General features: G+C 65.7%; 25 protein-coding genes and 2 pseudogenes. 16 read left to right on the plus strand and 11 right to left on the minus strand.

Going from position 1 to position 25,057, the window contains the following annotated elements; genetic code table 11:
* Positions 1 to 7 precede the first annotated feature (7 nt).
* The gene (locus ACRQ5Q_RS24840) at positions 8 to 226 is read right to left on the minus strand and encodes a hypothetical protein (protein WP_439375081.1); all 219 of its coding nucleotides are present in this window, start codon (positions 224 to 226) and stop codon (positions 8 to 10) included.
* A 41-nt stretch (positions 227 to 267) separates the two neighbouring features.
* Here ACRQ5Q_RS24840 and ACRQ5Q_RS24845 point away from each other — a divergent pair, with 41 nt between their 5' ends.
* Positions 268 to 1,044: an exodeoxyribonuclease III gene (locus ACRQ5Q_RS24845; RefSeq protein ID WP_439392622.1), complete on the plus strand. Its 777-nt coding sequence runs from the start codon at positions 268 to 270 to the stop codon at positions 1,042 to 1,044.
* Between the two features lie 68 nt (positions 1,045 to 1,112).
* Here ACRQ5Q_RS24845 and ACRQ5Q_RS24850 read toward each other — a convergent pair whose 3' ends face one another.
* Both ACRQ5Q_RS24850 and ACRQ5Q_RS24855 read right to left on the minus strand, forming a co-directional pair.
* Positions 1,113 to 1,928, minus strand: a complete 816-nt coding sequence (locus ACRQ5Q_RS24850; protein ID WP_439375079.1) for a DUF4886 domain-containing protein — start codon at positions 1,926 to 1,928, stop codon at positions 1,113 to 1,115.
* 96 nt (positions 1,929 to 2,024) lie between these two features.
* Positions 2,025 to 2,393, minus strand: coding sequence for a GFA family protein (locus ACRQ5Q_RS24855; protein ID WP_439375078.1), 369 nt, complete (start codon positions 2,391 to 2,393; stop codon positions 2,025 to 2,027).
* Positions 2,394 to 2,675: 282 nt separating this feature from the next.
* On the opposite strand from ACRQ5Q_RS24855, the gene ACRQ5Q_RS24860 reads away from it, so the two are divergent.
* The 9 genes and pseudogenes from ACRQ5Q_RS24860 to ACRQ5Q_RS24900 all read left to right on the plus strand — a co-directional run bounded on the left by ACRQ5Q_RS24860 (position 2,676) and on the right by ACRQ5Q_RS24900 (position 9,055).
* A complete protein-coding gene (locus ACRQ5Q_RS24860) occupies positions 2,676 to 3,416 on the plus strand; it encodes a FadR/GntR family transcriptional regulator (protein ID WP_439392623.1) in 741 nt (246 codons plus the stop codon).
* Positions 3,417 to 3,458: 42 nt separating this feature from the next.
* The gene (locus ACRQ5Q_RS24865) at positions 3,459 to 4,358 is read left to right on the plus strand and encodes an NAD(P)-dependent oxidoreductase (RefSeq protein ID WP_439375076.1); all 900 of its coding nucleotides are present in this window, start codon (positions 3,459 to 3,461) and stop codon (positions 4,356 to 4,358) included.
* 10 nt (positions 4,359 to 4,368) lie between these two features.
* A complete protein-coding gene (locus ACRQ5Q_RS24870) occupies positions 4,369 to 5,052 on the plus strand; it encodes an amino acid ABC transporter permease (protein ID WP_439392624.1) in 684 nt (227 codons plus the stop codon).
* A gap of 7 nt (positions 5,053 to 5,059) precedes the next feature.
* Complete coding sequence (locus tag ACRQ5Q_RS24875) at positions 5,060 to 5,728, plus strand: amino acid ABC transporter permease (protein ID WP_439375074.1); 669 nt, start codon at positions 5,060 to 5,062, stop codon at positions 5,726 to 5,728.
* A gap of 1 nt (position 5,729) precedes the next feature.
* On the plus strand, positions 5,730 to 6,485 hold the full coding sequence (locus ACRQ5Q_RS24880) for an amino acid ABC transporter ATP-binding protein (protein WP_439375073.1): 756 nt from the start codon (positions 5,730 to 5,732) through the stop codon (positions 6,483 to 6,485).
* Positions 6,486 to 6,504: 19 nt separating this feature from the next.
* On the plus strand, positions 6,505 to 7,299 hold the full coding sequence (locus tag ACRQ5Q_RS24885; RefSeq protein ID WP_439392625.1) for a transporter substrate-binding domain-containing protein: 795 nt from the start codon (positions 6,505 to 6,507) through the stop codon (positions 7,297 to 7,299).
* Between the two features lie 67 nt (positions 7,300 to 7,366).
* Complete coding sequence (gene rpiB / locus ACRQ5Q_RS24890; protein ID WP_212027644.1) at positions 7,367 to 7,813, plus strand: ribose 5-phosphate isomerase B; 447 nt, start codon at positions 7,367 to 7,369, stop codon at positions 7,811 to 7,813.
* A 9-nt stretch (positions 7,814 to 7,822) separates the two neighbouring features.
* Positions 7,823 to 7,966, plus strand: a pseudogene (locus tag ACRQ5Q_RS24895) (PfkB family carbohydrate kinase); the annotation flags it as partial.
* Between the two features lie 363 nt (positions 7,967 to 8,329).
* Positions 8,330 to 9,055, plus strand: a complete 726-nt coding sequence (locus tag ACRQ5Q_RS24900; protein WP_439375071.1) for a sulfite exporter TauE/SafE family protein — start codon at positions 8,330 to 8,332, stop codon at positions 9,053 to 9,055.
* A gap of 10 nt (positions 9,056 to 9,065) precedes the next feature.
* Here the strand turns inward: ACRQ5Q_RS24900 and ACRQ5Q_RS24905 are convergent, their stop codons facing one another.
* Both ACRQ5Q_RS24905 and ACRQ5Q_RS24910 read right to left on the minus strand, forming a co-directional pair.
* A complete protein-coding gene (locus tag ACRQ5Q_RS24905) occupies positions 9,066 to 11,135 on the minus strand; it encodes a putative bifunctional diguanylate cyclase/phosphodiesterase (RefSeq protein WP_439399863.1) in 2,070 nt (689 codons plus the stop codon).
* Entirely contained in the window at positions 11,135 to 12,292 is a 1,158-nt protein-coding gene (locus tag ACRQ5Q_RS24910; RefSeq protein WP_439392626.1) for an ABC transporter substrate-binding protein, read from the minus strand. The genes ACRQ5Q_RS24905 and ACRQ5Q_RS24910 overlap by 1 nt, the downstream gene beginning before the upstream one ends.
* Before the next feature lie 204 nt (positions 12,293 to 12,496).
* Here ACRQ5Q_RS24910 and radA point away from each other — a divergent pair, with 204 nt between their 5' ends.
* The 6 genes from radA to ACRQ5Q_RS24940 all read left to right on the plus strand — a co-directional run bounded on the left by radA (position 12,497) and on the right by ACRQ5Q_RS24940 (position 19,884).
* Positions 12,497 to 13,942, plus strand: coding sequence for a DNA repair protein RadA (gene radA / locus ACRQ5Q_RS24915; protein ID WP_439375069.1), 1,446 nt, complete (start codon positions 12,497 to 12,499; stop codon positions 13,940 to 13,942).
* Between the two features lie 166 nt (positions 13,943 to 14,108).
* Positions 14,109 to 14,738, plus strand: coding sequence for a CvpA family protein (locus tag ACRQ5Q_RS24920; RefSeq protein ID WP_011086837.1), 630 nt, complete (start codon positions 14,109 to 14,111; stop codon positions 14,736 to 14,738).
* Between the two features lie 28 nt (positions 14,739 to 14,766).
* Entirely contained in the window at positions 14,767 to 16,290 is a 1,524-nt protein-coding gene (purF, locus tag ACRQ5Q_RS24925) for an amidophosphoribosyltransferase (RefSeq protein WP_439375068.1), read from the plus strand.
* 136 nt (positions 16,291 to 16,426) lie between these two features.
* Positions 16,427 to 17,167 (plus strand): SDR family NAD(P)-dependent oxidoreductase, encoded by a 741-nt coding sequence (locus ACRQ5Q_RS24930; RefSeq protein WP_439375067.1) that lies wholly within the window; start codon positions 16,427 to 16,429, stop codon positions 17,165 to 17,167.
* Positions 17,168 to 17,243: 76 nt separating this feature from the next.
* The gene (locus tag ACRQ5Q_RS24935) at positions 17,244 to 18,392 is read left to right on the plus strand and encodes a hypothetical protein (protein ID WP_439375066.1); all 1,149 of its coding nucleotides are present in this window, start codon (positions 17,244 to 17,246) and stop codon (positions 18,390 to 18,392) included.
* Between the two features lie 268 nt (positions 18,393 to 18,660).
* Positions 18,661 to 19,884 carry an ABC transporter substrate-binding protein gene (locus ACRQ5Q_RS24940; protein WP_439392627.1) on the plus strand — a complete coding sequence of 408 codons (1,224 nt, stop codon included), beginning with the start codon at positions 18,661 to 18,663 and terminating at the stop codon, positions 19,882 to 19,884.
* A 129-nt stretch (positions 19,885 to 20,013) separates the two neighbouring features.
* On the opposite strand, the gene der is transcribed toward ACRQ5Q_RS24940, so the two are convergent.
* The 6 genes and pseudogenes from der to ACRQ5Q_RS24970 form a co-directional block, all read right to left on the minus strand.
* A complete protein-coding gene (der, locus tag ACRQ5Q_RS24945) occupies positions 20,014 to 21,396 on the minus strand; it encodes a ribosome biogenesis GTPase Der (protein WP_439375064.1) in 1,383 nt (460 codons plus the stop codon).
* A gap of 49 nt (positions 21,397 to 21,445) precedes the next feature.
* Complete coding sequence (locus ACRQ5Q_RS24950) at positions 21,446 to 21,997, minus strand: hypothetical protein (RefSeq protein ID WP_439375063.1); 552 nt, start codon at positions 21,995 to 21,997, stop codon at positions 21,446 to 21,448.
* A gap of 43 nt (positions 21,998 to 22,040) precedes the next feature.
* Complete coding sequence (locus ACRQ5Q_RS24955; protein ID WP_439375062.1) at positions 22,041 to 22,694, minus strand: tetratricopeptide repeat protein; 654 nt, start codon at positions 22,692 to 22,694, stop codon at positions 22,041 to 22,043.
* Between the two features lie 153 nt (positions 22,695 to 22,847).
* A pseudogene (locus tag ACRQ5Q_RS24960) lies at positions 22,848 to 23,594 on the minus strand (AMP-binding protein); the annotation flags it as partial.
* Positions 23,595 to 23,663: 69 nt separating this feature from the next.
* Entirely contained in the window at positions 23,664 to 24,248 is a 585-nt protein-coding gene (locus ACRQ5Q_RS24965) for an NnrU family protein (protein ID WP_439375060.1), read from the minus strand.
* A 193-nt stretch (positions 24,249 to 24,441) separates the two neighbouring features.
* Positions 24,442 to 25,020, minus strand: coding sequence for a hypothetical protein (locus ACRQ5Q_RS24970; RefSeq protein ID WP_439375059.1), 579 nt, complete (start codon positions 25,018 to 25,020; stop codon positions 24,442 to 24,444).
* Between the last annotated feature and the right edge of the window lie 37 nt (positions 25,021 to 25,057).

Here is a 25,057-nt window from a genome sequence, read left to right on the forward strand (position 1 = left end):
CGCTTGCCTACTTCTTCTTCCTGCTGTCCAGCGCCGCCTTGCAGGTGGTGCTGAGCTGGTCGCGCTTGGCGTTGAGACAGGCGACGATGCCGCCGCCCGGCGCGATGCCGGCGCAGAATTTGTCGTAGTCCGCCTTGCAGGCACCGCGCGTTTCGGCTGACTGTGCCGAAGTGGCCCCGGAGAACGCGACGACGAATGCAATGGCGGCAAAGCTCAACTTGGACATGGTATCTCCGGAACACGGCAGGCAGGAGCCGGTAGCTCTACATGAAGATCGCGACATTCAACATCAACAACGTCAACCGCCGCCTGCCCAATCTGTTGGCATGGCTGCGCGCGACGAAGCCCGATGTGGTCGCGCTTCAGGAGTTGAAGGCGAGTGATGGCGACTTTCCGGCGGCGGCCATCGAAAAGGCCGGCTACGGCGTGGCGTGGTGGGGACAAAAAACCTGGAACGGCGTCGCCATCCTTGCCCGCAACACCGAGCCGTTGCTCACGCGCGATCGCCTGCCGGGTGACCGCGACGATCACGAGGCACGCTACATCGAGGCCGCAGTGCGCGGCATCATCGTGACCAGCATCTACCTGCCCAACGGCAATCCGCAGCCGGGGCCGAAATTCGACTACAAGCTCGACTGGTTCGCACGGCTCAAGCGCCACGCGAAGACCTTCATCAAGCAGGATCTGCCCGTGGTGCTCGCCGGCGACTACAACGTCGCGCCAACGGAGATCGACATCTATCCGACGCGCTCATGCGACAAGGATGCGCTGATCCAGCCGAAGAGCCGCGCGGCGTTTGCCTCGCTGGTTGAACAAGGCTGGTGCGATGCGATCCGCGCGTTGCATCCGGAGAAGCGCATCTACACGTTCTGGGATTACAAGCGCAACCGCTGGCCGCGCGATGCGGGGCTGCGGCTCGATCATCTCCTGCTCAGCCCTGCGCTCGCCTCGCGGCTGGCGAAGGCCGGCGTCGACAAGAAGGTCCGTGGCGAGGATGGCGCGAGCGATCATGCGCCGGCGTGGGTGGCGTTGAAGGAACGATGATGTCGTAGGGTCAGCTTTGCGGACTGCGCAAAGCGCAAACCGCAAGGCGTGGCCTACCGCGCTAGAGGCTATCGTCCGTAATAGTCCTGCACGGTGTCCCACGCCGCCTTTTGCAAGAGCTGCGTCGTCTCCGCATCGAGGCCCATGTTGTAGGAATTGCCGACCGGCGTGCGTCCGGTCAGCGCGGCGAAGGTCACGCAGGCGGCCAGATACGTGCCTGCCGGGCTCGGATGCCGCTTGTCCGGCGCGTAGAGATTGAGTTCGGGCGCAAGCTTGCGGACGCGCGCGAAGGCAAGGCCGGCGGGGATGACGAGCGCTTCGTTGGCATTGCCGGCGAGCGTATAGGCCTCGGCCAGTGCTTCCGTCATCTCCGGCTTGTCGGCATAGGCCCAGGACATGAAAAACACCGGCCGCATGCCGTGGGCGCGGACGATCTCGCTGTCCTTCTTCGCGAAGGTCGTGAACGCGTCCTTCAACTGTGGATGGATCGGGCACTGGCTGCAATCCATCATCACGACGGCGTCGAACTGCTTGCCCGGCTTGTTGAAGATGACGACGTTCTGCTCGTCGAAGGAATAGGCGCCGATGCCGCCCGGCCGCAGCAGATTGTCCATGTCGTGCCAGTCGAGGCCGGAGCCGCCGATCGTGACCATTGTGTTGCGATAGGCCGCCTTGTTCTCGGCGTCAGCAGCCCGCTCCATGAAGGTGAGATGCCCGGGCATGCCGTTGTTGTAGTAGAAGAAGCTGTTGCCTACGAACAAAGCGGCCTTGGGAAAGTCAGGTCCCAGCGCGGTGACCCTCGGCTTGGTCTGCGCCTGTGCATTGAAGCCGGCCGCAACGGCCAGACACATTGCAAGCATCACTCGCGCAAAAAGACGCATCATGGGTTTCCTCCCCTTTTCCAGGCCCGGAACAAACCAGCTTTTCAAAAGGGTCTCAAGAGGATGGGCGCGCAGCAGGGCGATGCGCGTCCGCATCGCTCACCACAGATTCCTGCCGTCGATCATGTTCACCGGCACCGCATCGAGATCGAAATCGTCGAACAGGCGCGCGTTCACCGCGACCTTGGGATTGTCGAAATCGGGCTTGCCGCTCGACCAGTCCGGCGATTCCGAATAGGTGCCGCAGCCGCAATTGGCGCAGAAATGATGTCTGACCGTGCGGCTGCCCCAGAGATAGGTCGCGACATTGTGCGCCGGCGACAGCAGGCGAAACTGCGCCGGCGTGTAATAGGCCCACAGCGCGCCGCGCTTGGCGCAGAGCGAGCAGGTGCAGCGCGTGACGCTCGAGGGCGCCTCCGTCACCTCGAACACCGTCTCACCGCAATGACAGCTTGCCTCGATCGGCATGACCCGCTCTCCCGTTTGTCAGGAGACGGTCGTAGCCGGGCGCTGCTGCCAACATGCTGTCAGCAGCAAGGCACGGCCCGCACTTCGGCCTGCAGGGATTGGTGGCTTCGGGGCCGCAACAGCAAAGTGAAAAAAACAACCCCATGCACAGTAGCCAGCGCACGCCGCTTCAAGCCCTTAGCCGCGCTTTGAAGCCGCCTCGCAGCCCACCACGCAACCCTGCCCTCTTGACCTCAGCCGCTTGGTTAGCATACTGGTCTGACCAAGATCAGACCAAATGCGATGGACGTGGAACTCAAGCGGACCGCTGAAGGAGAAAAAGGGTTCGGGAAGGTGTTCGCCTTCCTGCGCGAGCGCCTGCTCGCAGGCTCGCTCAAGCCCGGCGACCGCCTGATCTCCGAGCGCGAGCTTGCGAGCCTGCTCGGCGTCAGCCGCCCGATCGTCCGCGAGGCGCTGCGCGCACTCACCGTGCTCGGGATCGTCGAGATCCGCGACCGCATCGGCACCGTGGTGACCCGGCCGGACGTCTCGGTGCTGAACGACTTCTTCACCTTCGCGCTGGCCCAGCAGGCCGACATGCTCGACGACGTCATGCAGGCGCGCGTCGCGATCGAATGTCAGGCCATCCGGCTCGCCTGCGAGCGCGCCAACATTGCTGATTTCGAACGCCTGCAGCGCGCCCTCGCCAAGATCGCAGAGACGATCGACCAGGCCGATGCCGGCGGCATGGCCGACTTCGAATTCCACCGTGCCATCGTCGTCGCCTCGCATTCGGAGACGCTGACGGTACTGCACTCTTCGATGGCGGGCCTGCTGACGCATTCGCATCGCAGCCGCCGCGAGCTGGTGCAGGCTTTCCCGTCGATGAAGACCTATCTGATCGACGACCACCGCCGCATCTTCGAAGCCGTCATCGCCCGCGATCCGGAGCGCGCGGATGCGACGCTGCGCAAGCATTTTGCCATCGGCGACGAATATCGCAGGCGCGCCATCGTCGGCGACATCGACAAGGCCAGCGCCTGATCGCTGACGGACCGAGAAACGAACAAGAAACGGATCGATAACATGGGACGGAACGACAAGGGCAAGATCGGCTTCATCGGCATCGGCACGATGGGCCGCGAGATGGTACGCAACCTGCTGGTGGCAGGCCACGCGGTCCGCGTCTTCGATCTCGACGAGGCCGCCCTGACCGATGGCGTCAAGGAAGGCGCGATCCGCGCCAACAGCCCTGCCGATGCCGCCGAAGGCGCCGATATCGTCATCACCATGCTGCCCGACACGCCCCATGTCGAGGCGACCGTCTACGGGGAGCACGGCCTCCTGAAGTCGCCGCCATCGGGCAAGCTGATCGTGGACATGAGCACGATCTCGCCGGTGGCGGTCCGCCGCATCCATGCCGACCTGCAGAAGATTGGGGTCAGCTTCATCGATGCACCGGTCTCGGGTGGGCCCGTCGGTGCCAAGAACGCCGCGCTCTCGATCATGGCCGGCGGCGATGCTGCTGCCTTCGCGCAGGCCGAGCCGTTCTTCCGCGCGATGGGCACCACCATCACCCATGTCGGCGCGTCCGGCGCCGGCCAGACCGTAAAACTCTGCAACCAGCTGATCTGCGGCATCAACATCCAGGCGATCTGCGAGGCGCTGGCGCTCGGCCGCGCTTCGGGCCTCGACCTCAATCTGCTGCGCCGGGTGCTGCTCGGCGGCTCCGCCGCCTCCTGGATGCTCGACAAGCTCGGCCCGGCGATGATCGCGGGCGACGTATCCGCCGGCTTCCGGATCGATCTGCAGCTCAAGGACCTTCGCCTGGTGCAGGAGCACGCGCAGGCCCTGAATGTGCCCCTGCCCGGCACCGCGCTGGTCACCAGCCAATATGTCGATGCGCGCGCCCATGGCGAAGGCAGCAACGGCAACCAGGCCCTGTTCCGCGTCTATGACCGCATGACCAACCAGACCACCGGCTGAAGCGACGGCGATGAGCCTGCAACTCGACTTTCCCGCAGTGCTGGAGCGTTGGCCGAGCTTTCTCGCCGGCGCTGTCCTGACGCTGGAGCTGGCCGCCCTCGCGACGGTGCTGGGCGCCCTGCTCGGCACGCTCGCGGCGGTCGGGCGCGGCACGCACAACGCGCTGATCGCGGGCGTCTGCAAGGCCTATGTGGAGACCATCCGCAACACGCCGCTGCTGGTGCAGATCTTCCTGGTCTATTTCGGCCTCGCCAGCCTCGGGCTGAAGTTCTCCGCCTTCGCAGTGGCCGTGGTCGCGCTGACGATCAATGTCGGCGCCTACACCGCCGAGATCATGCGCGCCGGCTTCGAGGCGATCCCGCGCGGGCAGATCGAGGCGGCCGAAGGGCTGGCCCTGTCGCGCCTGCAGATCTACTGGCACATCATCCTGCTGCCGGCGGTCGAGAAGGTCTATCCGGCGCTGACCAGCCAGTTCGTGCTGCTGATGCTGGCCTCCTCGGTCTGCTCGCAGATCTCGGCCGAGGAACTCACGGCGGTTGCCAACTACATCCAGTCGGACACCTATCGCGCGTTCGAGACCTACATCATCGTCGCCGTGCTCTACGTCATCCTGTCGCTGGCGATGCGCGCGGGCTTCTGGGGCCTCGGCCTCGTGCTGTTCCCACGCCGGCGCAAGCTCGGCACGCCACTGTGAGATGGGCATGGGCGGACATCTCAACATCAATCATCTGATGTTCCTCGGCCAGGGCGCCCTCTGGACCATTGGCCTGTCGGTGATCGCGCTGATCGGCGGCGGCATCGTCGGATTCGTCATCGCGCTGGCGCGCATTTCGCCGCTGAAATCGGTGCGGCTCGCCAGCGCAGCCTATGTCCAGCTCGTTCAGGGCACGCCACTGCTCGTCATCCTGTTCCTCGGCTATTTCGGCCTCGCCGCGATCGGCCTCAAGGTCTCGCCGCTCGCGGCGGCAAGCGCCTCGCTGACGCTCTACGTTGCGGCCTATCTCGGCGAGATCTGGCGCGGCTGCATCGAGTCCGTGCCGAAGCCGCAATGGGAGGCCGCCGAAGGCCTCGCACTGAGCCGGACCCAGCGCATGATCAGGGTGATCCTGCCGCAGGCGATCCGCATCGCGACGCCGCCGACCGTCGGCTTCATGGTGCAGATCATCAAGAACACCTCGCTCGCCTCGGTGGTCGGCTTCGTCGAACTGATGCGCTCGGGCCAGATCGTCAACAACTCGCTGTTCGAGCCGTTCGCCATCTACGCCATCATCGCCGTCACCTATTTCGCCATGTGCTATCCCTTGTCGCTGTTCAGCCAGAGGCTGGAGCGGCGGATGGGGCACGGCAGGTCCAACCTCGCACCGGCCTGACATGCAGCAGAACTCCTCCCCCGAACCGATCGTATCGCTCCGCAACGTGCAGAAGAGCTTCGGCCCTCTCCGGGTGCTCGACGGCGTCTCCTTTGCGGTCGAGCGCGGCGAAGTGCTGGCGCTGATCGGCCGCTCCGGCTCCGGCAAAAGCACGGCGCTGCGCTGCATCGACCGCTTCGAGAAGGTCGACGGCGGCGAGATCATCGTCTGCGGCCACCGCGTCGATCGTCCCGACGTCGATTTGCGCGCGCTGCGCCAGGACGTCGGCATCGTGTTCCAGAGCTACAATTTGTTTCCGCACCTCACGATCGAGCAGAACATCACGCTCGCGCCTTGCGCGGTGAAGGGCATGGCGACAGGCCAGGCCAAGGATCTCGCGCGAAAGGTGCTGGCGCAGGTCGGGCTCGAGGAGAAGCTGCACGCCTATCCCGAGCAGCTCTCCGGCGGCCAGCAGCAGCGTGCGGCGATCGCCCGCTCGCTGGCGATGCAGCCGAAGGTCATGCTGTTCGACGAGGTCACCTCCGCGCTCGATCCCGAACTCACCGCCGAAGTGCTGAAGGTGATCGAGCAACTCGCGGCGGACGGCATGACCATGGTGATGGTCACCCACGAGATGGGCTTTGCCAAAGGCATCGCCGACCGGATCGTGTTCATGCATCGCGGCAAGGTCCACGAGACCGGACCCGCCTCGATCCTGACGTCGCCGACCACACCCGAACTCACGCAATTCGTGGGGACGGGAAATCTAAAATCATAACAGGGAGAGGAAAACCAAGATGACCAAAAAGACATTGCTGGGCGCCACCGCCGCGCTGTGCGGCCTCATCGGGATGGCCGCAACGCCCGCGTCGGCCGATCTGCTCGACGACATCACCCAGGCCAAGAAGATCCGGATCTCGACCGACCTCGCCATCCCGCCCTCGGGCATGATGGACTCGAGCATGAAGCCGACCGGCTCGGACGTCGAAGTTGCGCAGCTGCTCGCCAAGGACTGGGGGCTCGAACTCGAGTTCATCCAGACCACCGGTGCGACCCGCATCCCCAACGTCCTCACCGGCAAGGCCGACATCATCATCTCGACCCTGTCGGTGACGCCCGAACGGGCCAAGGTCATCGACTTCACCAAGCGCTATGCGACGCTGCAATCCGACGTCGGCTGCCTGAAATCCTCGACCGTCAAGGACTGGCCCGACCTGAAGGACAAGTCGATCGGCGTCTCGCGCGGCACCACGCAGGACACCACCCTGTCCAACATGAAGGACAAGGATCTCAAGATCGCCCGCTACGATGACGACGCCACCATGGTGACGGCGGCCGTGTCCGGCCAGGTCGATTGCGTCGGCTCGTCCGCGACGATCATCAACCAGATCGGGGTGAAGAATCCCTCGCGCGTGTTCGAGTCCCGGATTCCGCTGGCGACCTTCGACCTCGCCATCGGCCTGAAGAAGGGCGAGCAGCGCCTGATGGACAAGCTCAACGCCTGGATCACCGAGAACGTCAAGAACGGCAAGCTCAACGCGATCTACAAGAAATTCCACGGCGTCGATCTGCCGGCGGACATGCGTAGCTGAACCAGAGAGATCCGTGACAGCCGCTTTGCGGCTGTCACGGCCAATGCCAAATCAAGAAGGACATCACATGCGTCTCGTCATCGGATCCGACCACGCCGGCTGGCCGCTCAAGCAGACCGTCATCGACCACATCCGCAAGCTCGGCCACGACATCATCGACGTCGGCTCCCATGACGACAAGCCGGTGGACTTCCCCGACATCGCCCGCGCCGTGGCGCAGAAGGTGACCTCGGGCGAAGCCGCACGCGGCATCATGGTCTGCGGTACCGGAGTCGGCGCTTCCATCGCCGCCAACAAGATGAAGGGCATTCGCGCCGCGGTCTGCCACGACGTGCATTCGGCGCACCAGAGCGTCGAGCATGACGATGTGAACGTCATGTGCATCGGCGCGCAGATCGTCGGCGCCTGGCTCGCCGTGGACCTCGTCTCGTCCTACCTCTCCGCCGAATTCTCCACCGACGAGGATTTTCGTCGCCGCGTCGAGAAGCTGCGCGTCATGGACGAGCAAGGCTGACATCCCGCCATGATCCTGGTGTTCGGATCGCTCAACATCGATCTGGCCGCGCAGGTGCCGGTCATTCCCGGCCCCGGCCGGACGGTGCTCGCCCCGTCCTACCAGACGCATTTCGGCGGCAAGGGCGCCAACCTGGCCGTTGCCGCCGCGCGGCCGTGAGAAGGTTCCGCTGCAAACCGCCGTCCAGGTCGGATGCGAAGCGGCGGCAAAAGTGCCTCAAGCCCGGCGCGCAGGCCGGCATGCCGATGCGGGGGGCGATCTCATCTCTCGCCTGAGGCTGCGCTAGTCTGATGCCCACGTTCCATCATTCCGAGCGTAGCGAAGCAATCCAGAATTCCCCGCGGTAACAGCCTGGATTTGCTTCGCTACGCTCGCAATGACGAGTAGACGCAGCGTCGCACGACATCTCCGCAATGCCGTCTCGACCCAGCCCGGGACGATACCAACCATGCGGCAGTTGCATTCACCTCCAACACTGTCCGGGCTACATTCCTCCGATTCCCGGAGCCGCTGCCCTTGGCCTTTCTCTTCGTCCTCACCGTCGGCCTCATCGCCGGCACCATTTCCGGCATCGTCGGCACCGGGTCGTCGATCATGCTGATGCCGGTGCTGGTCTATGCCTACGGGCCGAAGGAGGCCGTGCCGATCATGGCGGTGGCCTCGGTGATGGCGAATTTTTCGCGGATCCTGGCCTGGTGGCGCGAGGTCGACTGGCGAGCCTGCGCGGCCTATTCGATCACGGGCATTCCGGCCGCCGCGCTCGGCGCGCGGACGCTGCTGGCCCTGCCCTCGCACGCCGTCGATCTCGCCATCGGCGTCTTCCTGATTGGGATGGTGCCGGTGCGGCACTGGCTGGCGCGGCACGACCTCAAGGCCAATCTCTGGCATCTCGCGATCGGCGGCGCGGTCATCGGCTATCTTACCGGTATCGTGGTCTCGACCGGCCCGCTCAGCGTGCCGCTGTTCCTGTTCTATGGCCTGTCCAAGGGCGCCTTCCTCGCGACCGAAGCGGCCTCCTCGCTCGGCCTCTATTTCGCGAAGTCCGTGACCTTCGAACGTTTCGGCGCGCTGACCGGCGACGTGTTCGTCAAAGGCCTGATCGCGGGAGCATCGCTGATGTCCGGCGCCTTCATCGCAAAGCGCTTCGTGTTGCACCTGAAGCCGGAGGTGTTCCGCCTCTTGATGGACGCGATCATGATCGCGGCCGGACTCTCGATGCTCTGGAATGCGACGCAGCCGTAACGAACGGCACTCAGGCGGCGAATTCGGGCGCGATCGACGGGCTCTCCGCAATGGCACGACTGTCGGACACAGCCCGCCGCTCGAGCCCTTGCAGCACCGCCGCGAGCGGCTGCGGCCGGTGGTAGAGATAGCCCTGTCCGAGCGCCACGCCCATCTCGCGCATGGCCTCGGCCTGCTCGGCCCGCTCGATGCCTTCGGCGACAAGCGTAAGGCCCAGCGTGCCGGCGAGCGATGCAATGACGCCGACGATCGCCTTGTCTTCGGCGCTATCGGGGATCTCGCTGATGAACGCCTTGTCGATCTTGACCTTGTCCAGCGGGAAGCGCCTGAGATGCGCGAGCGAAGAGTAGCCCGTGCCGAAATCGTCGAGCGCGATCGTGGCCCCCAGCCGCCGCAGCCGATGCAACGTTTCGGAGGCGCTGGCGATGTTGTTGATCAGCGAGCCCTCGGTGATCTCGAGCTCGAGCATCGATGCCGCGACATCGAAGCGCGCACAGGTCGCGCGCAGCTCGGCGGCCAGCGAATGGTCGGCGAGCTCGGACGGCGGCAGATTGATCGCGATCCTGATCTCCGGCCTGCCGGCGGCGGCAAGACGCTGCAGCGCGCGGCAGGCGTCGGTCAGCACATAGCGGGTCAGGCGTGCATTGTTGCCGCTGCGCTCGATCAGCGGCAGGAATTCGCCGGGACCGATCACGCCATGGTCAGGGTGGCGCCAGCGAATGAGCGCCTCGAGGCCGACGACGGCCGCGCTCTCGAGGTCGACCTGGCCTTGGTACCAGACCTCGAACTGTCCCTCGGCGAAGCCTGCGGGGATGGCAAGCTCGAGATCCCTGCGGCGGCGATAGTCGCGCTGCAGCGCTTCGTCCAGCACCGCGACGGTGCCGGGCGCCTTGCTCTTGGCATGGTAGAGCGCGATGTCGGCAAGCGCCGGGAGGTGCGACAATTCGGGATCGCCGGCGCGGCGGACGGCAAGGCCGATGCTGGCGCGCGGCACGACCTGCTTGTCGTGCAGCCGGATCGGCGCCGAGATCGCATCCAGCAGCTGGCGCGCGAAGGCCTGCGTGGTCGCCTCATTGCCGACCTCGGGGCGGATCACCACGAATTCGTCGCCGCCGAGCCGCGCGACCCAGTCCTGCGGCTCGACCGCCTCGCGAAGACGCTCGGAAATGTGGACCAGGAATCGGTCGCCGGCATCATGGCCGAAGGTGTCGTTGATGCCCTTGAAATCGTCGAGGTCGATGAAGCAGAGGGCGATCAGCGAGTCCGGCGAGCCTGCATCGCAGCTCAGGGTCGCCAGGCGCTCGGTCAGCGAGCGTCGGTTGGGCAGGCCCGTGAGCGGATCGTGCGACGCCATGTGGCCGAGCCGGTCGAGCGCGCCCGACGTCGTGTACTGCATGGCATTGAAGGCCTGCGCGAGCTGGCCGAATTCGTTCGCCGATCTGATCTCGGCCGGATAGGCGCGACCGTCCTGCTTGCTGCGCTGGATCGCCGACATGATCGCGGCAAGCGGCCGGCCGATGAAGATGTTGGCCGAGATGCGCATCGCCACCACGGTGGCGAGCGTTGCAAGCAGGCCGACGATGAGCAGCAGCATCAGCCGGCTGCCCGTGTCCGCATATACGGTGGCGTAGGAATAGGCGATCGCGATGCGACCCGCCTGCACGGCGATGTTGCCGTTGCTGTACTTGATGGGCCGCGAGACTTCCGCGACGGTCTGGTCCGCGGGGCGCGCCACCACGCGGGCAATCGCAACCCCGGTGTCGTCGTAGACGGCGGCCGCCGTGATGGTCTCGTCCTGCATGATCTCGTTGAGCACGCCCGTGACCCGGTCGTAACGCATCTTCCAGAGCGGCTCGGCGATCAGTTCGGCGCGGCTGTCGGCGGTACGGGCAATGCGGGCGTCGAGCTGGCGGATCTGCGACCAGAAGCTGGTGGCCTCGACGCCGGCGGACGCGAACAATTGCACCAGCAGCAGGACCGGCGCGGTGGCCCAGATCATCGCGCGGACCACCGAGCGCAAGCGCCGCGGCGCACCCTGCGCGCTGCGATCAGGACCGGTCATCGCCTCACCCTCGCGCATCAATCACCGGCGCCGTCCGGACGCGCCAGGGACGAGATGAGCGCCTCGAGGGAAAAGTAAAATTGGCCGCAATGTCCCGCCTTCGCCCTGAACCGCGTGAAATCGATCCGGTCGAAGGCGCGCGTCTTGATGAGGTCGCTGACGGAGGCGAGATTGTCGCGCGTGATGGCGGATGTCTTGACCTCGACGCGGGGCGAAGCGTCGGCGAAATCGCAGCCGTCGGCATAGTCGCGGAGCAGCACGATCGACCAGCCGCCGAGCAGGAAGTGCCCGCCGTCGGTCAGCAGCAGGCGGCCGGCCTCGATCTCGCGCAGCGCCTCCTCCGACCAGTTGAGGCCGACCACCTCGATGTTCCGGCCAGGCACGAGGCCGGCCGCGGTGATGGCGCGGAGCGCGCCGAGCGCCATCGGATCGTTCCCGGCCCAGATGCCGGCGGGCCGGATCTCCTTGCGTGCCGCCCAAGCCAGGTAATTCGCCGTGACCTGCTCGGCCTCGGACTGCGTCCAGTTGGCGAACAGCATCCGGTCCACCACCACGTCGGGCGCGGCGCCCGCGGCAAGCTCGAGACCGGCGTTGCGCGCGATCGAGGCCGGCGTGACCTCGTCGCCGCCGATGCCGAGAATGTGGATCTTGCCGTCCGGGCTCTGCCGTTTCTCGGCGCGCGCCGCGCTGATCAGCGCGTTCGCCATCCGCGCGCCCGCCGTCTGGAGATCGGTCGTGATGTCGCCGAGCCAGGTCCTGAGCTTCTGGCGCGGCGGCCCAAGGCGCTTCGCGTCCTCGCCGGTCAGCGTGTTCGACAGCAGCAGCGTCCTGATCCCGGCGGCCTCCGCCGCCTCGAGGATCGGAACGGCGGCGGATTCCTCGTTCGAGAGGATGAGGAAGTCGGGCTTGTCGGGCCGCGCAACCACGCCGAACCCGAGCTCCTGCATGGTGCGGTAATTGCGCTCGCTGGTCAGCACCTCGACGCGCGCATCGAGCTTGCGGCCGGCGGCCCGCATGGTCTGCGCAACCATGTCCCAATAGACCTCGCCGGTCTTGCCGGGGCTCACGAAGACGATGTTGAGGGATTTGGCGGCAGCCGCCTCAGGACCGCCGGCCGGCGCCAGCACGCCGCAGGCCATGCCCACAGCGAGCAGTATCCGCAAACATATCGTCATTTTTGGCGCCATCCCGTATCGGTTCCGAAACTGGCCCTGGGTCCGCTAACATTTGGCAAAGTCCAGTGCGGCGCCGCTCCCTAGAGCTAACAAAGGGTATACCGGTCGCGTTGGATTGCCATATGGGGCGCGGGATGATCGGGCTCAGGGCCCGCCATTTCGTGCTATCAGCAGACCCCGACACCTCCGACTCAACATCTCCCAATGGCCAAGAACACGCTTTCCTTCGTCTGCCAGAACTGCGGCGCGGCCTATAACCGCTGGCAGGGCAAGTGCGAGTCCTGCGGCGAGTGGAACACGCTCGCCGAAGAAGACACCAGCGGCAGCGTGCCGGTCTCGATCCGATCCAAACGCAAGGGGCGAACGTTCGCGCTGGAGAGCCTTGCCGGCAAGAGCCCGGATGCACCGCGCCTGTCCTCAGGGATGACCGAGCTCGACCGCGTCACCGGCGGCGGTTTTGTCCGCGGCTCCGTGCTGCTGGTCGGCGGCGATCCCGGCATCGGCAAATCGACGCTGTTGACGCAGGCAACCTCGATGCTCGCGCGCGCAGGCCATCGCATCGTCTACATCTCCGGCGAAGAAGCGGTCGCGCAGGTGCGCCTGCGCGCCGAGCGTCTCGGCCTGTCGGATGCGCCGGTGCAGCTCGCGGCCGAGACCTCCGTCGAGGACATTGTCTCGACGCTGTCGGAAGGCGCGGTGCCCCGGCTGATCGTCATCGACTCGATCCAGACGATGTGGACCGACACAGTGGAATCCGCGCCCGGCACGGTCACGCAAGTGCGCGCCTCGGCGCAGGCGCTGATCCGCTTCGCGAAGAAAACCGGCGCTGCCATCATCCTGGTCGGCCACGTCACCAAGGACGGCCAGATCGCGGGTCCGCGTGTCGTCGAGCACATGGTCGACGCGGTGCTGTCGTTCGAGGGCGAAGGCTCGCAGCAATTCCGCATCCTGCGCGCCGTCAAGAACCGCTTCGGACCGACCGACGAGATCGGCGTGTTCGAGATGACGGGGCTTGGCCTGCGCGAGGTCACCAACCCCTCCGAGCTGTTCCTCTCCGAGCGCGATCTCGGCACGCCCGGGACCGCAGTCTTCGCGGGCATCGAGGGCACGCGGCCCGTCCTGGTCGAATTGCAGGCCCTGGTCGCCCCGACCTCGCTCGGCACCCCGCGCCGCGCCGTGGTCGGCTGGGATCCGAGCCGGCTCTCCATGGTGCTGGCGGTGCTGGAGGCCCATTGCGGGGTCAAGCTGTCCAGCCACGACGTCTATCTGAACGTCGCCGGCGGCCTGCGCATCCACGAGCCGGCGGCCGACCTCGCCGCCGCGGCGGCACTGGTGTCCTCGCTGGTCAACGCGCAATTAGCCACCGATGCGGTCTATTTCGGCGAAATCTCGTTGTCCGGCGTGGTGCGTCCGGTGGCGCAGACCCCGGCCCGGCTGAAGGAAGCCGCAAAGCTCGGCTTCCAGCGCGCCGTGCTGCCCGAATCGGCCCGGGGCGATGCCGGCGGCGACGCCGGATTGTCCCTGAACGCGGTCAACAGCCTGACCACATTGGTGGCCGAGATCGCCGCCAAAGGCTCTCGCCGGGGCGAATCCGGCGGACCGGCAGAGAAAAATGCCACACCAGCAAGATTCCGCCGTGGAGAGGGGTAGCCGGAGGTGACGTCGGGGGCCACCGCCGCTATACAGCCGTCACAAAAGCAGCATGGGATTGCGTGGTTGCGGCCTTGCCGGCACCGCCGTCTACCCCTCTTTTAGGGCGGCGACCAAACACCGATTCGCTGAGCACCTTTGAAGTACGAGCGGACCAGACCAGCCGATGCCAGTAACACTCCTCGACCTGATCCTGCTGGGTGTGATGCTGATCTCGGGCCTGCTCGCGATGGTCCGCGGCTTCATGCGCGAAATCCTGTCGATCGCGGCCTGGGGCGCGGCGGCGATCGTGACGCTGTACTCGTTCTCGAAGCTGCTGCCGACCGCGAAAACCTATTTCAACAACGACACGGTGGCGAGCGTGGTCGTGGTCGCCGGCGTGTTCGTCGGCACCCTCGTCGTGGTGTCCGTGATCACGGTCCGGATCTCCGACATGATCCTGGATTCGCGCATCGGCGCGCTGGATCGCACCCTCGGCTTCCTGTTTGGCCTGGCTCGCGGGCTTTTGATCGTCGTAGTCGCCTTCCTGTTCTTCACCTGGCTGGTCCCGGACAAGCAGCGCCCGGACTGGGTCACCGGGGCGAAGTCCCGCGTGGTGCTCCAGGGAACCGGGGATTGGCTGATGGCCCTCTTGCCTGACGACCCCGAGAACACCATCTTGAAGAGATTCAAGAAAAACAAACCAGATGATGATCAAGCTGATTCCGAGCAGCAGCCTTCGGGCAGTGGCGACGGATACAGTAAACCGGCTCGTGACAGTTTGAAAAAGCTGATCGAGAAACCCGCGGCACGTTGACTTGAGCCCAGAGAGAGGCGCGAACGAGATGCGACACCCTGACCAGGACGCTCAACTTGATCTCGACGCCAAGGCCGGTTTGGGCCCGTCCGCGCTGGAGCTTCAGGACGATCTGGAAGGGGATACGCTGCGCGAGGAATGCGGCGTGTTCGGCATCTACGGCCATCCCGACGCCGCCGCCATCACCGCGCTCGGCCTCCACGCCCTCCAGCATCGCGGCCAGGAAGCCGCCGGTATCGTCTCCTATGACGGCAGCCGCTTCCACTCGGAACGCCGCCTTGGGCTCGTCGGCGACACCTTCTCCCGCCGCGAGGTGATCGACCGCCTGCCCGGCAGTGTCGCGGTCGGCCATGTCCGCTATTCCACCACCGGCGCCACCATCCTGCGCAACGTGCAGCCGCTGTTCGCCGAGCTCAATGCCGGCGGCCTCGCGGTCGCCCATAACGGCAACCTCACCAACGGCCTGACGCTGCGCCGCGAGCTCGTGAAGCACGGCGCGATGATGCAGTCGACCACCGACACCGAGGTGATCCTGCACCTGGTCGCGCGCTCCAAGCGCGCCCGCTTCATCGAACGCTATATCGACGCGCTGCGCGAGATCGAGGGCGCCTATGCGCTGGTCTCGCTGACCAACAAGAAGCTGGTCGGCGCGCGCGATCCGCGCGGCATCCGCCCGCTGGTGCTCGGCGAGCTCGACGGCTGCCCGATCCTGACCTCGGAAACCTGCGCGCTCGACATCATTGGCGCGCGATTCGTGCGCGACATCGAGCCCGGCGAGGTCATCGTGTTCGACGAGAACGGCCAGGACATCCACAAGCCGTTCCCGCCGATGGCGCCGCGCCCCTGCATCTTCGAATACATCTACTTCTCGCGGCCGGATTCCATCGTCCACGGCCGCTCGGTCTACGAAGTGCGCAAGGCCTTCGGTGCGCAGCTCGCGCGCGAGAGCCACGTACCGATCGACGTCGTGGTGCCGGTGCCGGATTCCGGCGTGCCCGCCGCGGTCGGCTACAGCCAGTATTCCGGCGTGCCGTTCGAGCTCGGCATCATCCGCAACCACTATGTCGGCCGCACCTTCATCCAGCCGACCCAGGCCATCCGCGAGTCCGGCGTGCGCATGAAGCACTCGGCCAACCGCGCCGCGATCGAAGGCAAGCGCATCATCCTGATCGACGACTCGCTGGTGCGCGGCACCACCTCGAAGAAGATCGTGCGCATGATGCGCGATGCCGGCGCCAAGGAAGTGCATTTCCGCCTCGCCTCGCCGCCGATCCTCTATCCCGATTATTATGGCATCGACCTGCCCGATCGCGGCGGCCTTCTCGCAGCGACGCATTCGCTGGAGGAGATGCGCGAGATCATCGGCGCCGACTCGCTCGCCTTCCTGTCGATCGACGGCATGTACCGCGCCATGGGCGAGCCCGGCCGCGACCCCGCCAATCCGAAGTTCTCGGACCACTGCTTCACCGGGGCCTATCCGACCCATCTCACCGACCAGACCCAGACCGAGCCGCAGCCGCGGCAGCTGTCGCTGCTGGCGGAGGCGAGCTGACGCCGACGGCGTCATCCCCGGGCGATGCGAAGCATGAACCGGGGATCTCGAGATTCCGGGTTCGGTTCTGCGGACCGCCCCGGAATGACAGGGCGCTGGGGCTTGTCCCGGCCGTCCACGCCTGTAAAACCCCGCCATGACAAAACCCCTCGCCGACCGCATCGCTCTCGTCACCGGCGCCTCGCGCGGCATCGGTTTCGCCACGGCAAAGGCCCTGGCCAAAGCCGGCGCGCATATCGTGGCCACCGCGCGGACGCAGGGCGGCCTGGAAGAGCTCGATGACGAGATCCGCAAGGAGGGCGGCAGCGCCACGCTGGTCCCGCTCAACCTCACCGACTCCGATGGCATCGCGCGCCTCGGCGCCGGCCTGCACGAGCGCTATGGCAGGCTCGACATCCTCGTCGGCAATGCCGGCGTGCTCGGGCCCTCCTCGCCGATCGGCCATATCGAGCTGAAGGCCTTCAACGACGTGATGGCCGTCAACGTCTCCGCGAACTTCCAGCTGATCCGCTGCATGGAGCCGCTGCTGAAGCAGTCCGACGCTGGCCGCGCCGTCTTCATCACCTCGGGCGCCGCCAACAAGGCGACCGCCTATGTGAGCCCCTACGCGGCGTCAAAGGCCGCGCTGGAAACGCTGGCGCGCGCCTGGGCCCAGGAGACCGCGAACACGAAGCTGCGCGTCAACCTGTTCAACCCGGGGCCGATCCGCACCCGCATGCGCGCCACCCTGATGCCGGGCGAAGACCCCGAGACGCTCGACACGCCCGAGCAGGTCGCGGAGTTCATCGTGCCGCTGTGCGCGCCCGACTGGACCGAGACCGGCAGGTTCTACGACTACAAGACCCGCAGCCTGATGAGCTTCCGCTCGCCCGCCTGATTGACTTGAGGCCCTCCCCGCGATTGACTGCCCGCGCTCGGCAGCAAGCCGCAAGCCAACAAAAAGGGAGGTTGCCATGGCGCCATGGCATGATCGCGCAGGCTCTGCGCGTGCGCTCGCATATATCTCTCACGCCCTTTCCATCCTGATCGCGGCCATCGCATTCGTGCTTCCGGGTCCGGCGACTGCGGGTGACGCGCCGACTTTCGCCGTCGATGCCTCCTGGCCAAAGCCACTGCCGAACAACTGGATCCTGGGCCAGGTCGGCGGCATCACCGTCGATTGGCAGGGCCACATCTGGGTGATCCATCGCCCGCGCTCGCTCACCGACGACGAGAAGGGTGCGAGCCTCAACCCGCCGCGCTCGAAATGCTGCGTGTCGGCGCCGCCCGTGCTCGAATTCGACAGCGACGGCAATCTGCTGCGCTCATGGGGCGGCGCAGGCGAAGGCTATGAATGGGTCGGCCGCGAGCACGGCATCGAGGTCGACGAGCGCGGCTTCGTCTGGGTCGGCGGCAATGCCGACAACGACAACGCCATTTTGAAGTTCACGCTCGACGGCAAGTTCGTCGCCCAGATCGGCAAGATCGCGCCGAGCCTCGGCAGCAACGACACGACGCAGCTCGGCAAGCCCGCGGAGACCGCGATCGACAAGGAGGCGAACGAGATCTACGTCGCCGACGGCTATGGCAACCGCCGCGTCATCGTGTTCGACGCGACGACGCTCGCCTACAAGCGACACTGGGGCGCCTATGGCAACAAGCCCAACGACGACAAGCAGGGTCCCTACGATCCCAAGGCCCCGGTTGCGCAGCAATTCGGAAATCCCGTCCACTGCGTGAAGCTCGCCAATGACGGCCTCGTCTATGTCTGCGACCGCATCAACAACCGCATCCAGGTGTTCAGGAAGGACGGCACCTTCGTGAAGGAGTTTTTCTTCGAGAAGAACACGCTCGGCAACGGCGCCGTGTGGGACGTCGCGATCTGGCCCGATCCGAAGCAGACCTATTTGCTCAGCGCCGACGGCGAGAACAACGAGATCCGGGTCATCAAGCGCGACGACGGCAGCGTGGCCGGCAGCTTCGGCCACAGCGGCCGCAACGCCGGCCAGTTCCACTGGGTACATGCCATGGCGATCGACGCCAAGGGTAACGTCTATACCGCCGAGGTCGATACCGGAAAGCGCATCCAGAAGTTCAAGCTGACATCGGACGCGCTCAAATAGCGTCTCAACGCATTTTGCCCAAAAGTTAACCGACGGATGACGCTAAAGCGCGATGAGATTGCGACGAATAGTCATCGCGCTTTAGCTTATTATTTGAGCATGATCTTTTCGGAAGACCGCTTCACACTTTCCCGGATCATGCTCCAGGACGCAGCGCCATCCGGCTTTAGGTGCATTGCCGCCGGCCGTGGGACACGGTAGAGCCATCGACAGGAACAAGGCTCCGCAAGAGAGCCGTCCGAATATTTGACAATGGAGGAGACCTTTCATGACGACATTCGCGCGCCGCACTGCGGCTTTTCTGGCATGCGCCACTTTCGGTTTTGCAACATCCGCCTACGCCCAGGACAAGACCATCAAGATCGGCGTGCTCAACGACATGTCGAGCCTCTATGCCGACATCGGCGGCCCGAACTCGGTCGCCGCCGTGAAAATGGCGGTCGAGGATTCCGGCCTGAAGGCCAAGGGCTGGACCATCGAGGTCCTTTCGGGCGATCACCAGAACAAGCCCGACATCGGCGTCAACATCGCCCGGCAATGGATCGACAACGACAAGGTCGACGTCATCTCGGACACGCCGAGCTCGGGCGTGGCGCTGGCAGTGAACAACCTCGTCAAGGAAAAGAACTCGGTGCTGCTCAATTCGGGCGCGGCCACCGCTGATCTCACTGGCAAGGCCTGCACCCCGAACACGGTCTCCTACACTTACGACACCTACATGCTCGCCAACGGCACCGGCAAGGCGCTGACCAAGGCCGGCGGCGACAGCTGGTTCTTCCTGACCGCCGACTACGCCTTCGGCCATGCGCTCGAGCGCGACACCAGCGCCGTCGTCACGGCCAATGGCGGCAAGGTGCTCGGCGGCGTCAAGCACCCGCTCAACAGCTCCGATTTTTCGTCCTTCCTGCTGCAGGCGCAGTCGTCCAAGGCGAAGATCATCGGCCTCGCCAATGCAGGCGGCGACACCACCAACGCGATCAAGCAGGCCGCCGAGTTCGGCATCGTCTCCGGCGGTCAGAAGCTCGCCGCGCTGCTGCTGTTCATCAACGACGTGCACTCGCTGGGCCTGAAGACCGCGCAGGGCCTGACCTTCACCGAGTCCTTCTACTGGGACCTCAACGACCAGACCCGCGAATGGTCGAAGCGCTTCCAGAAGGTTTCGCCCAAGGGCTCGATGCCGTCGATGACGGTCGCGGGGCTCTATGCCGGCATCCTGCATTACCTGAAGGCGATGGACGCGCTCGGCGCCAATCCGCATGACGGCGCCAAGGTCGTCGCCAAGATGAAGGAGCTGCCGACCGACGATCCGCTGTTCGGCAAGGGCCCGCTGCGCGCCGACGGCCGCCGTCTCATCCCGGCCTATCTGTTCGAGGTGAAGAAGCCGGAGGAGTCGAAGGGACCGTGGGACTATTACAAGCTGGTCGCCACCATCGCGCCGGAAGACGCGGCCAAGCCGCTCGAAGCGAGCGATTGCCCGCTGGTGAAGAAATAGGAAGTCGTTCGGTGCGAGGCGCAATCCACCTCTTTCATTTCCGCAGATCAGACGTGGTGGGCCGCTTCTAATCGTTCGGCGCCAGTCCAACGATGTAAGCTGCGCCCTGCGCCATCGCCTCGCCGGCGCTCATGACGGCCGCTTGCGCTTGTGCGCGAAGGGATTGGCCTTCTCGCGCAGGGTGATGCGCACCGGCGTGCCCGGCAGTTCGAAGGTCTCGCGCATCGAATTGGTGAGGTAGCGCAGGTAAGATTGCGGCACCGCGTCGGCGCGCGAACAGAACAGCACGAAGCTCGGCGGACGCGCCTTGGTCTGCGTGATGTAGTTCAGCTTCAGCCTGCGGCCGGACACCGCGGGCGGCGGATTGGCCTGGATCGCCTGCTCGAACCAACGATTGAGCGCCGCGGTCGGCACGCGCCTGTTCCAGATCGCGTAGGCGTCCTGGATCGCCTGCATCAGGCGGTCGATGCCCTCGCCCATCAGGCCCGAGACCGCAACGATCGGCACGCCCTTGACCTGCGGCAGCCAGTGATCGGCATCGCGGCGCAAGTTCGAGATGGCGCCGCCGCCCTTGGTCTCCATCAGGTCCCATTTGTTGGCGGCAAGCACGATTGCGCGGCCCTCGCGCTCGATCAGATCCGCGATACGGAGGTCCTGCTCCTCAAAGCGGTTCTGGGTGTCCATCATCAGCACGACGACTTCGGCAAAGCGCACGGCGCGCAGCGCGTCGGCGACCGAGAGCTTTTCCAGCTTCTCTTCGATGCGCGAGCGCCGGCGCAGGCCCGCGGTGTCGAACACGCGGAAATCGCGGCCCTTCCAGTTGATCTCGACCGCGATGGAATCGCGCGTGGTGCCCGCTTCCGGGCTGGTCAACAAACGTTCTTCGCCGAGCAGATGGTTGATCAGCGTCGACTTGCCGGCATTGGGCCGGCCAACGATGGCGACCCGGATCGGGCGCGTCGCGGCCTCCTCCTCGGAGAGTGGCTCGTCGTCATCGAGCTCGTCGTCCTCGACCGGCTCCGGCATCAGCCTGGCGAGCGCGTCGTAGAGCTCGCCCATGCCCTCGCCATGCTCCGCCGAGATCTGGATGGGATCGCCGAGGCCGAGCGCGAAGGATTCCATCGCGCCGGCATCGCCGTGCTTGCCTTCGCTCTTGTTGGCGATGAGCAGCACCGGCTTGTTGGCCTTGCGGGCGAAATCGGCGAAGGCGCGATCGGTGGGCGTGAGGCCGATGCGGGCATCGATGACGAAGAACAGCGCATCGGCCTGCGCGATCGCGGTCTCGGTCTGCTCCTGCATGCGCGCGGTCAGCGAGCCCCTGGCGCCCTCGTCGAGGCCGGCGGTGTCGATGATGGTGAACTGGAGATCGCCGAGCTTGGCCTCACCCTCGCGGCGGTCGCGGGTGACGCCGGGCAGGTCATCGACGAGCGCGAGCTTCTGCCCAACCAGGCGGTTGAACAGCGTCGATTTGCCGACATTGGGCCGGCCGATGATGGCGATCGTGAAGGACATCGGTCATTCGTGCGCTGCGAAGGCCGCGCCTGTCAATGCAATGGAAAAATCAGCGCGAGAAGCTGCCGCTCGGCAGCGGCGCCGGGAAGCCGCCCTGCGATTGCTGCTGTGTGGTCTGGGTCGGTTGCGCCTGCTGGACCGGCTGATCCGGCGGCGGCGCGGTGGTGCGCTTGCGCACGATCTTCTGCTTGGGCGCGGGCGCAGCGGTGGGCGGCGCGGCCTCGGGCTGGACCTCGCCATCGGCCTCGCCGGCAGGCGCCTCAGCCGGTGCGGCGGCAGCCGCCGCCGGCTGATGGGTCTTCTTCGCCTTGGCACCCTTGGCCGGTTTGGCCGGCTCGGCTGGGGGCGGCTCGGTCGGCAGAGCCGCGACGGCGGGCGCATTCGGATTTGGCTGCTGGGCGCCCTTGTACATTTCCTTCGGGACGCCCTGCTCGAGGCCCGGAACGCCCTCGGGGAAGACCGGCTTGCGATCGCCCGGCAGCTTCTTCTTGGTGTCGAGGAAGTCGAGCATGTCGCTTGGATCGAAGCTGGAGCAGCCGCCCAGGACGCCGGTGAAGGCGATCAGGACGGCGGCTGCGATCAAGCGTGGCGTGCGGCGCATATCTTATCTCGTCAGGTCAGAGAGCCCGTCGGTCAGCTCTTGGTCAGCTTTTGGCGACGGGCGGCAGCAGGGCCGCCAGCGCCTCGGCACGAGAACGCAGGCCGGATGGCGTTTCGCCGTCCTCGGCAATCGTGTCGAGCCATTTGCGGGCCGCGGTCATGTCGTTGTTGCGCCAGGCCGACAGCGCCAGCATCTCGCGCGCAGTGTGGCGGAAGGTCGATTTGGGGGTGGCGGAGGCCTCCAGCCGCTGCTGCATGTCGGCATAGGAGGCGCTGTCGACCAGGAGGCCGGCGGCACGCATCCTGGCCAGATCCTGCCATTCGCCGCCCACGCCGCGGTCGGCGGCAATGTCGTCATACAGCTTGGCGGCGGCCTTGGGATCGCGGCTGGCAGCCTCGGCCGCAGCGCGCAGCCGCGCCAGGGTGCGATAGCCGAAGGGGGCCTTGGCGGCGAGCTCGGTGAAGGCGGTCTCGGCCTCGGCGTGCTTGCCCTGCTCGGACAGCTCGACGGCCTTCTCAAAGGCCGCGCCGGCCTCGGCGGCCTTCTTGGCCTCCAGATATTGATATCCGCGCCAGCCGCCGACGGCGGCCACGATCAGCACCATCAGGGCGATGAAGTAGATGGAATACTTGTCCCACAGCTTCTTGAGCTGTTCGCGACGTACTTCCTCGTCGACTTCGTCAAATAATTCAGACACTTATGCTAATCCCATGCCCGTCCGGGTGCGCGCGCCAAAGCGTTCGCGTCAGGAATCCCGTCCCCGTGTGGCGGCGAGGTACCCTAACGATATGGCGGTGGCAAGGCAAAGCGAGCCCGATCAAGGCGTTAACCACCCGGCCGAAGCCCGGAGGCCGCCTGCCCGGCTCAGGTTCGTGGCGACGACGCCGGTGACATGGCCGAGCGGCACGGCTGCGATCGACCGGTCCGCTTGCGTCAATTGCAGGCAGGACACGAACACCATCGAGGAATGGACGATGTTGCAATGGGCCAGCATCGCGCCCTTCGGCTTGCCTGTGGTGCCCGAGGTGTAGAGGATCATCGCGGTGTCCTCCTCCCCCGTCTCGACTGGAGCCTCCGCCGGAGCATTGTCCGCGAGCACCGCGAAACGTGACCGATGCGGATCGTCGTCGACGGCGATGCGGTGGATCACGTCGGGGACATCAGGCGATGCGGGCAGCCGCTCGGCGAGCCCCGCTTCGTGGATCAGGATCTTGGCGCCGCAATCGGCGAGGACATAGGCGATCTCCGGCTTCTGCTGCCGCGTGCTGAGCAGCACCGTGACGAGGCCCTCATGGGCGGCGGCGAACAGCAGCAGCGGAAATTCGATGCGGTTGCCGAGCAGGATCCCGACGCGATCGCCGCGCTGCAGGCCGAGCTTGCGAAAGCCCGCCGCGATCCGCGCGGCCCGCGCCAGCGCTTGGCGCCAGCTCAGCCGGACATCACCTGCGATCAGCGCTTCGCCATCGGGATTGCGGGCGCAGGCCTCCGCGATCATTGCCCAGAGACTGTCCGGCCGGTCGCAGAACGCCGGCACCACCCGATCGCCAAAGCGCGCCTCGAGATGCATTGGCGGGATTTTTGATTGCGACCAGTCCATCGGAGGCCTCGGCTCGTTGCTTTGTCACCTTCCGTGCATGGGGACGGGGAGCCGTCTTGCGCTGATCGGCTAGACACCCACCACGGGAACTCCGATCACGACGGGATGGAACGCAAAGGCCAGCGCCAGATAGGCAACGACGCCGACGGCAACCGCGATCAGATCATTTGTGACGCCGCCGACCGGGATCGGCGGGCCGCCGGCATCCTTGCGATGCTTCAGCGAGATGCGGTCATAGACCGCCCAGCCCAGGAACGAGCCGAACAGGATGATGGAGCCGAGATCGCCGTTGGCCAGAAGATGCGCGGCCGCCCACAGCTTGATGCCGGCCAGCATCGGGTGCTTGAGCGTCGCATAGATGCGGCCGCGCAAATAGGAGGCGACCACCAGGATGGCGGCGGGCAGCATCAGCGCGAGCGTGATGTGCTTGAACGCCTTCGGCGGATGCCAGACGTCGATCCAGCCGGAGCTGCGATAGTGGGAGAAGCCCCAGATGATCAGCGCCAGCCCCGCAAGCGAGACCACCGAATAAAGGATCTTGTAGGTCCCCTCGCCCAGGCTTGCGATGGCCTGCGCGCGCGCCTCGCGTTTCGTCGTAAAAACATGGGCCCCGAAAAACAGCACGAGCCCCAGGATCATGACCAGCAGACCCACGACATCCTCCCCGCAAAGCAGCCCCGCCCCTGAGGTATCATCGATTGGCGGCCGCTCGCAACTCTCACCCCTCATGGTGAGGAGCGGTGCCTTTGCGCGGCGCCTCGAACCATGAAGGCCCGGCCGTCGCACCTCGGCCTTCATCCTTCGAGACGCGCGTGAAGAACGCGCTCCTCAGGATGAGGGGATGGAGCTATTTTCCGAGCTCCCGGTTGTCGACATAGCGGATCGCGATCGGCCGGCCGGCCAGGGCGTCACCGAGACCGCTGGTGAATTTCAGCGGCAGGCAGGCCTTCAGCGATGAATTGATCGCGTTAAGATAGGTGGTTCGGATATCTGCCGGCACGCCCGCGGTCGCAAAGGTCAAGCGCGGCGGCCCGATCAGGCCGCCCGCCTTGTTGAAGCTGAAGCGCACCGCCATCTGCATGCCCGCCCTCGCATTGTCCGCTGGCGGCGACCAGCAAGTGCGCAGCTCGGCGAAGAGGTCGCCGATCGTGTCGAGATCGTGATCCGGCTTCTGGTATCTTGCGCGATCGGCTTCGGACGGGACGCTCTCAATCGTCAGCTGGAGATTTTGCCCATAGGGATAGTCCATCTCGGGAATGCAGGGGCCGGGCTCGAGCGGACTGCAATAGGACGGCGTGCAGGGCCGATAGTCGAGCACACTGCACGGCTCGTGCGCGAACGGAATCGGATTGATCTGACGTCGCTGCGCTTCGGCAGCGATCGGCGAGATCGTCAGAAGGATGAGAACGAGAATGCCGCGCCACATGGAATGAAGGTGGCATCGCCTCCGACCACGTCAAGCC

Source organism: Bradyrhizobium sp. PMVTL-01, assembly GCF_051861855.1.
GTDB lineage: Bacteria > Pseudomonadota > Alphaproteobacteria > Rhizobiales > Xanthobacteraceae > Bradyrhizobium.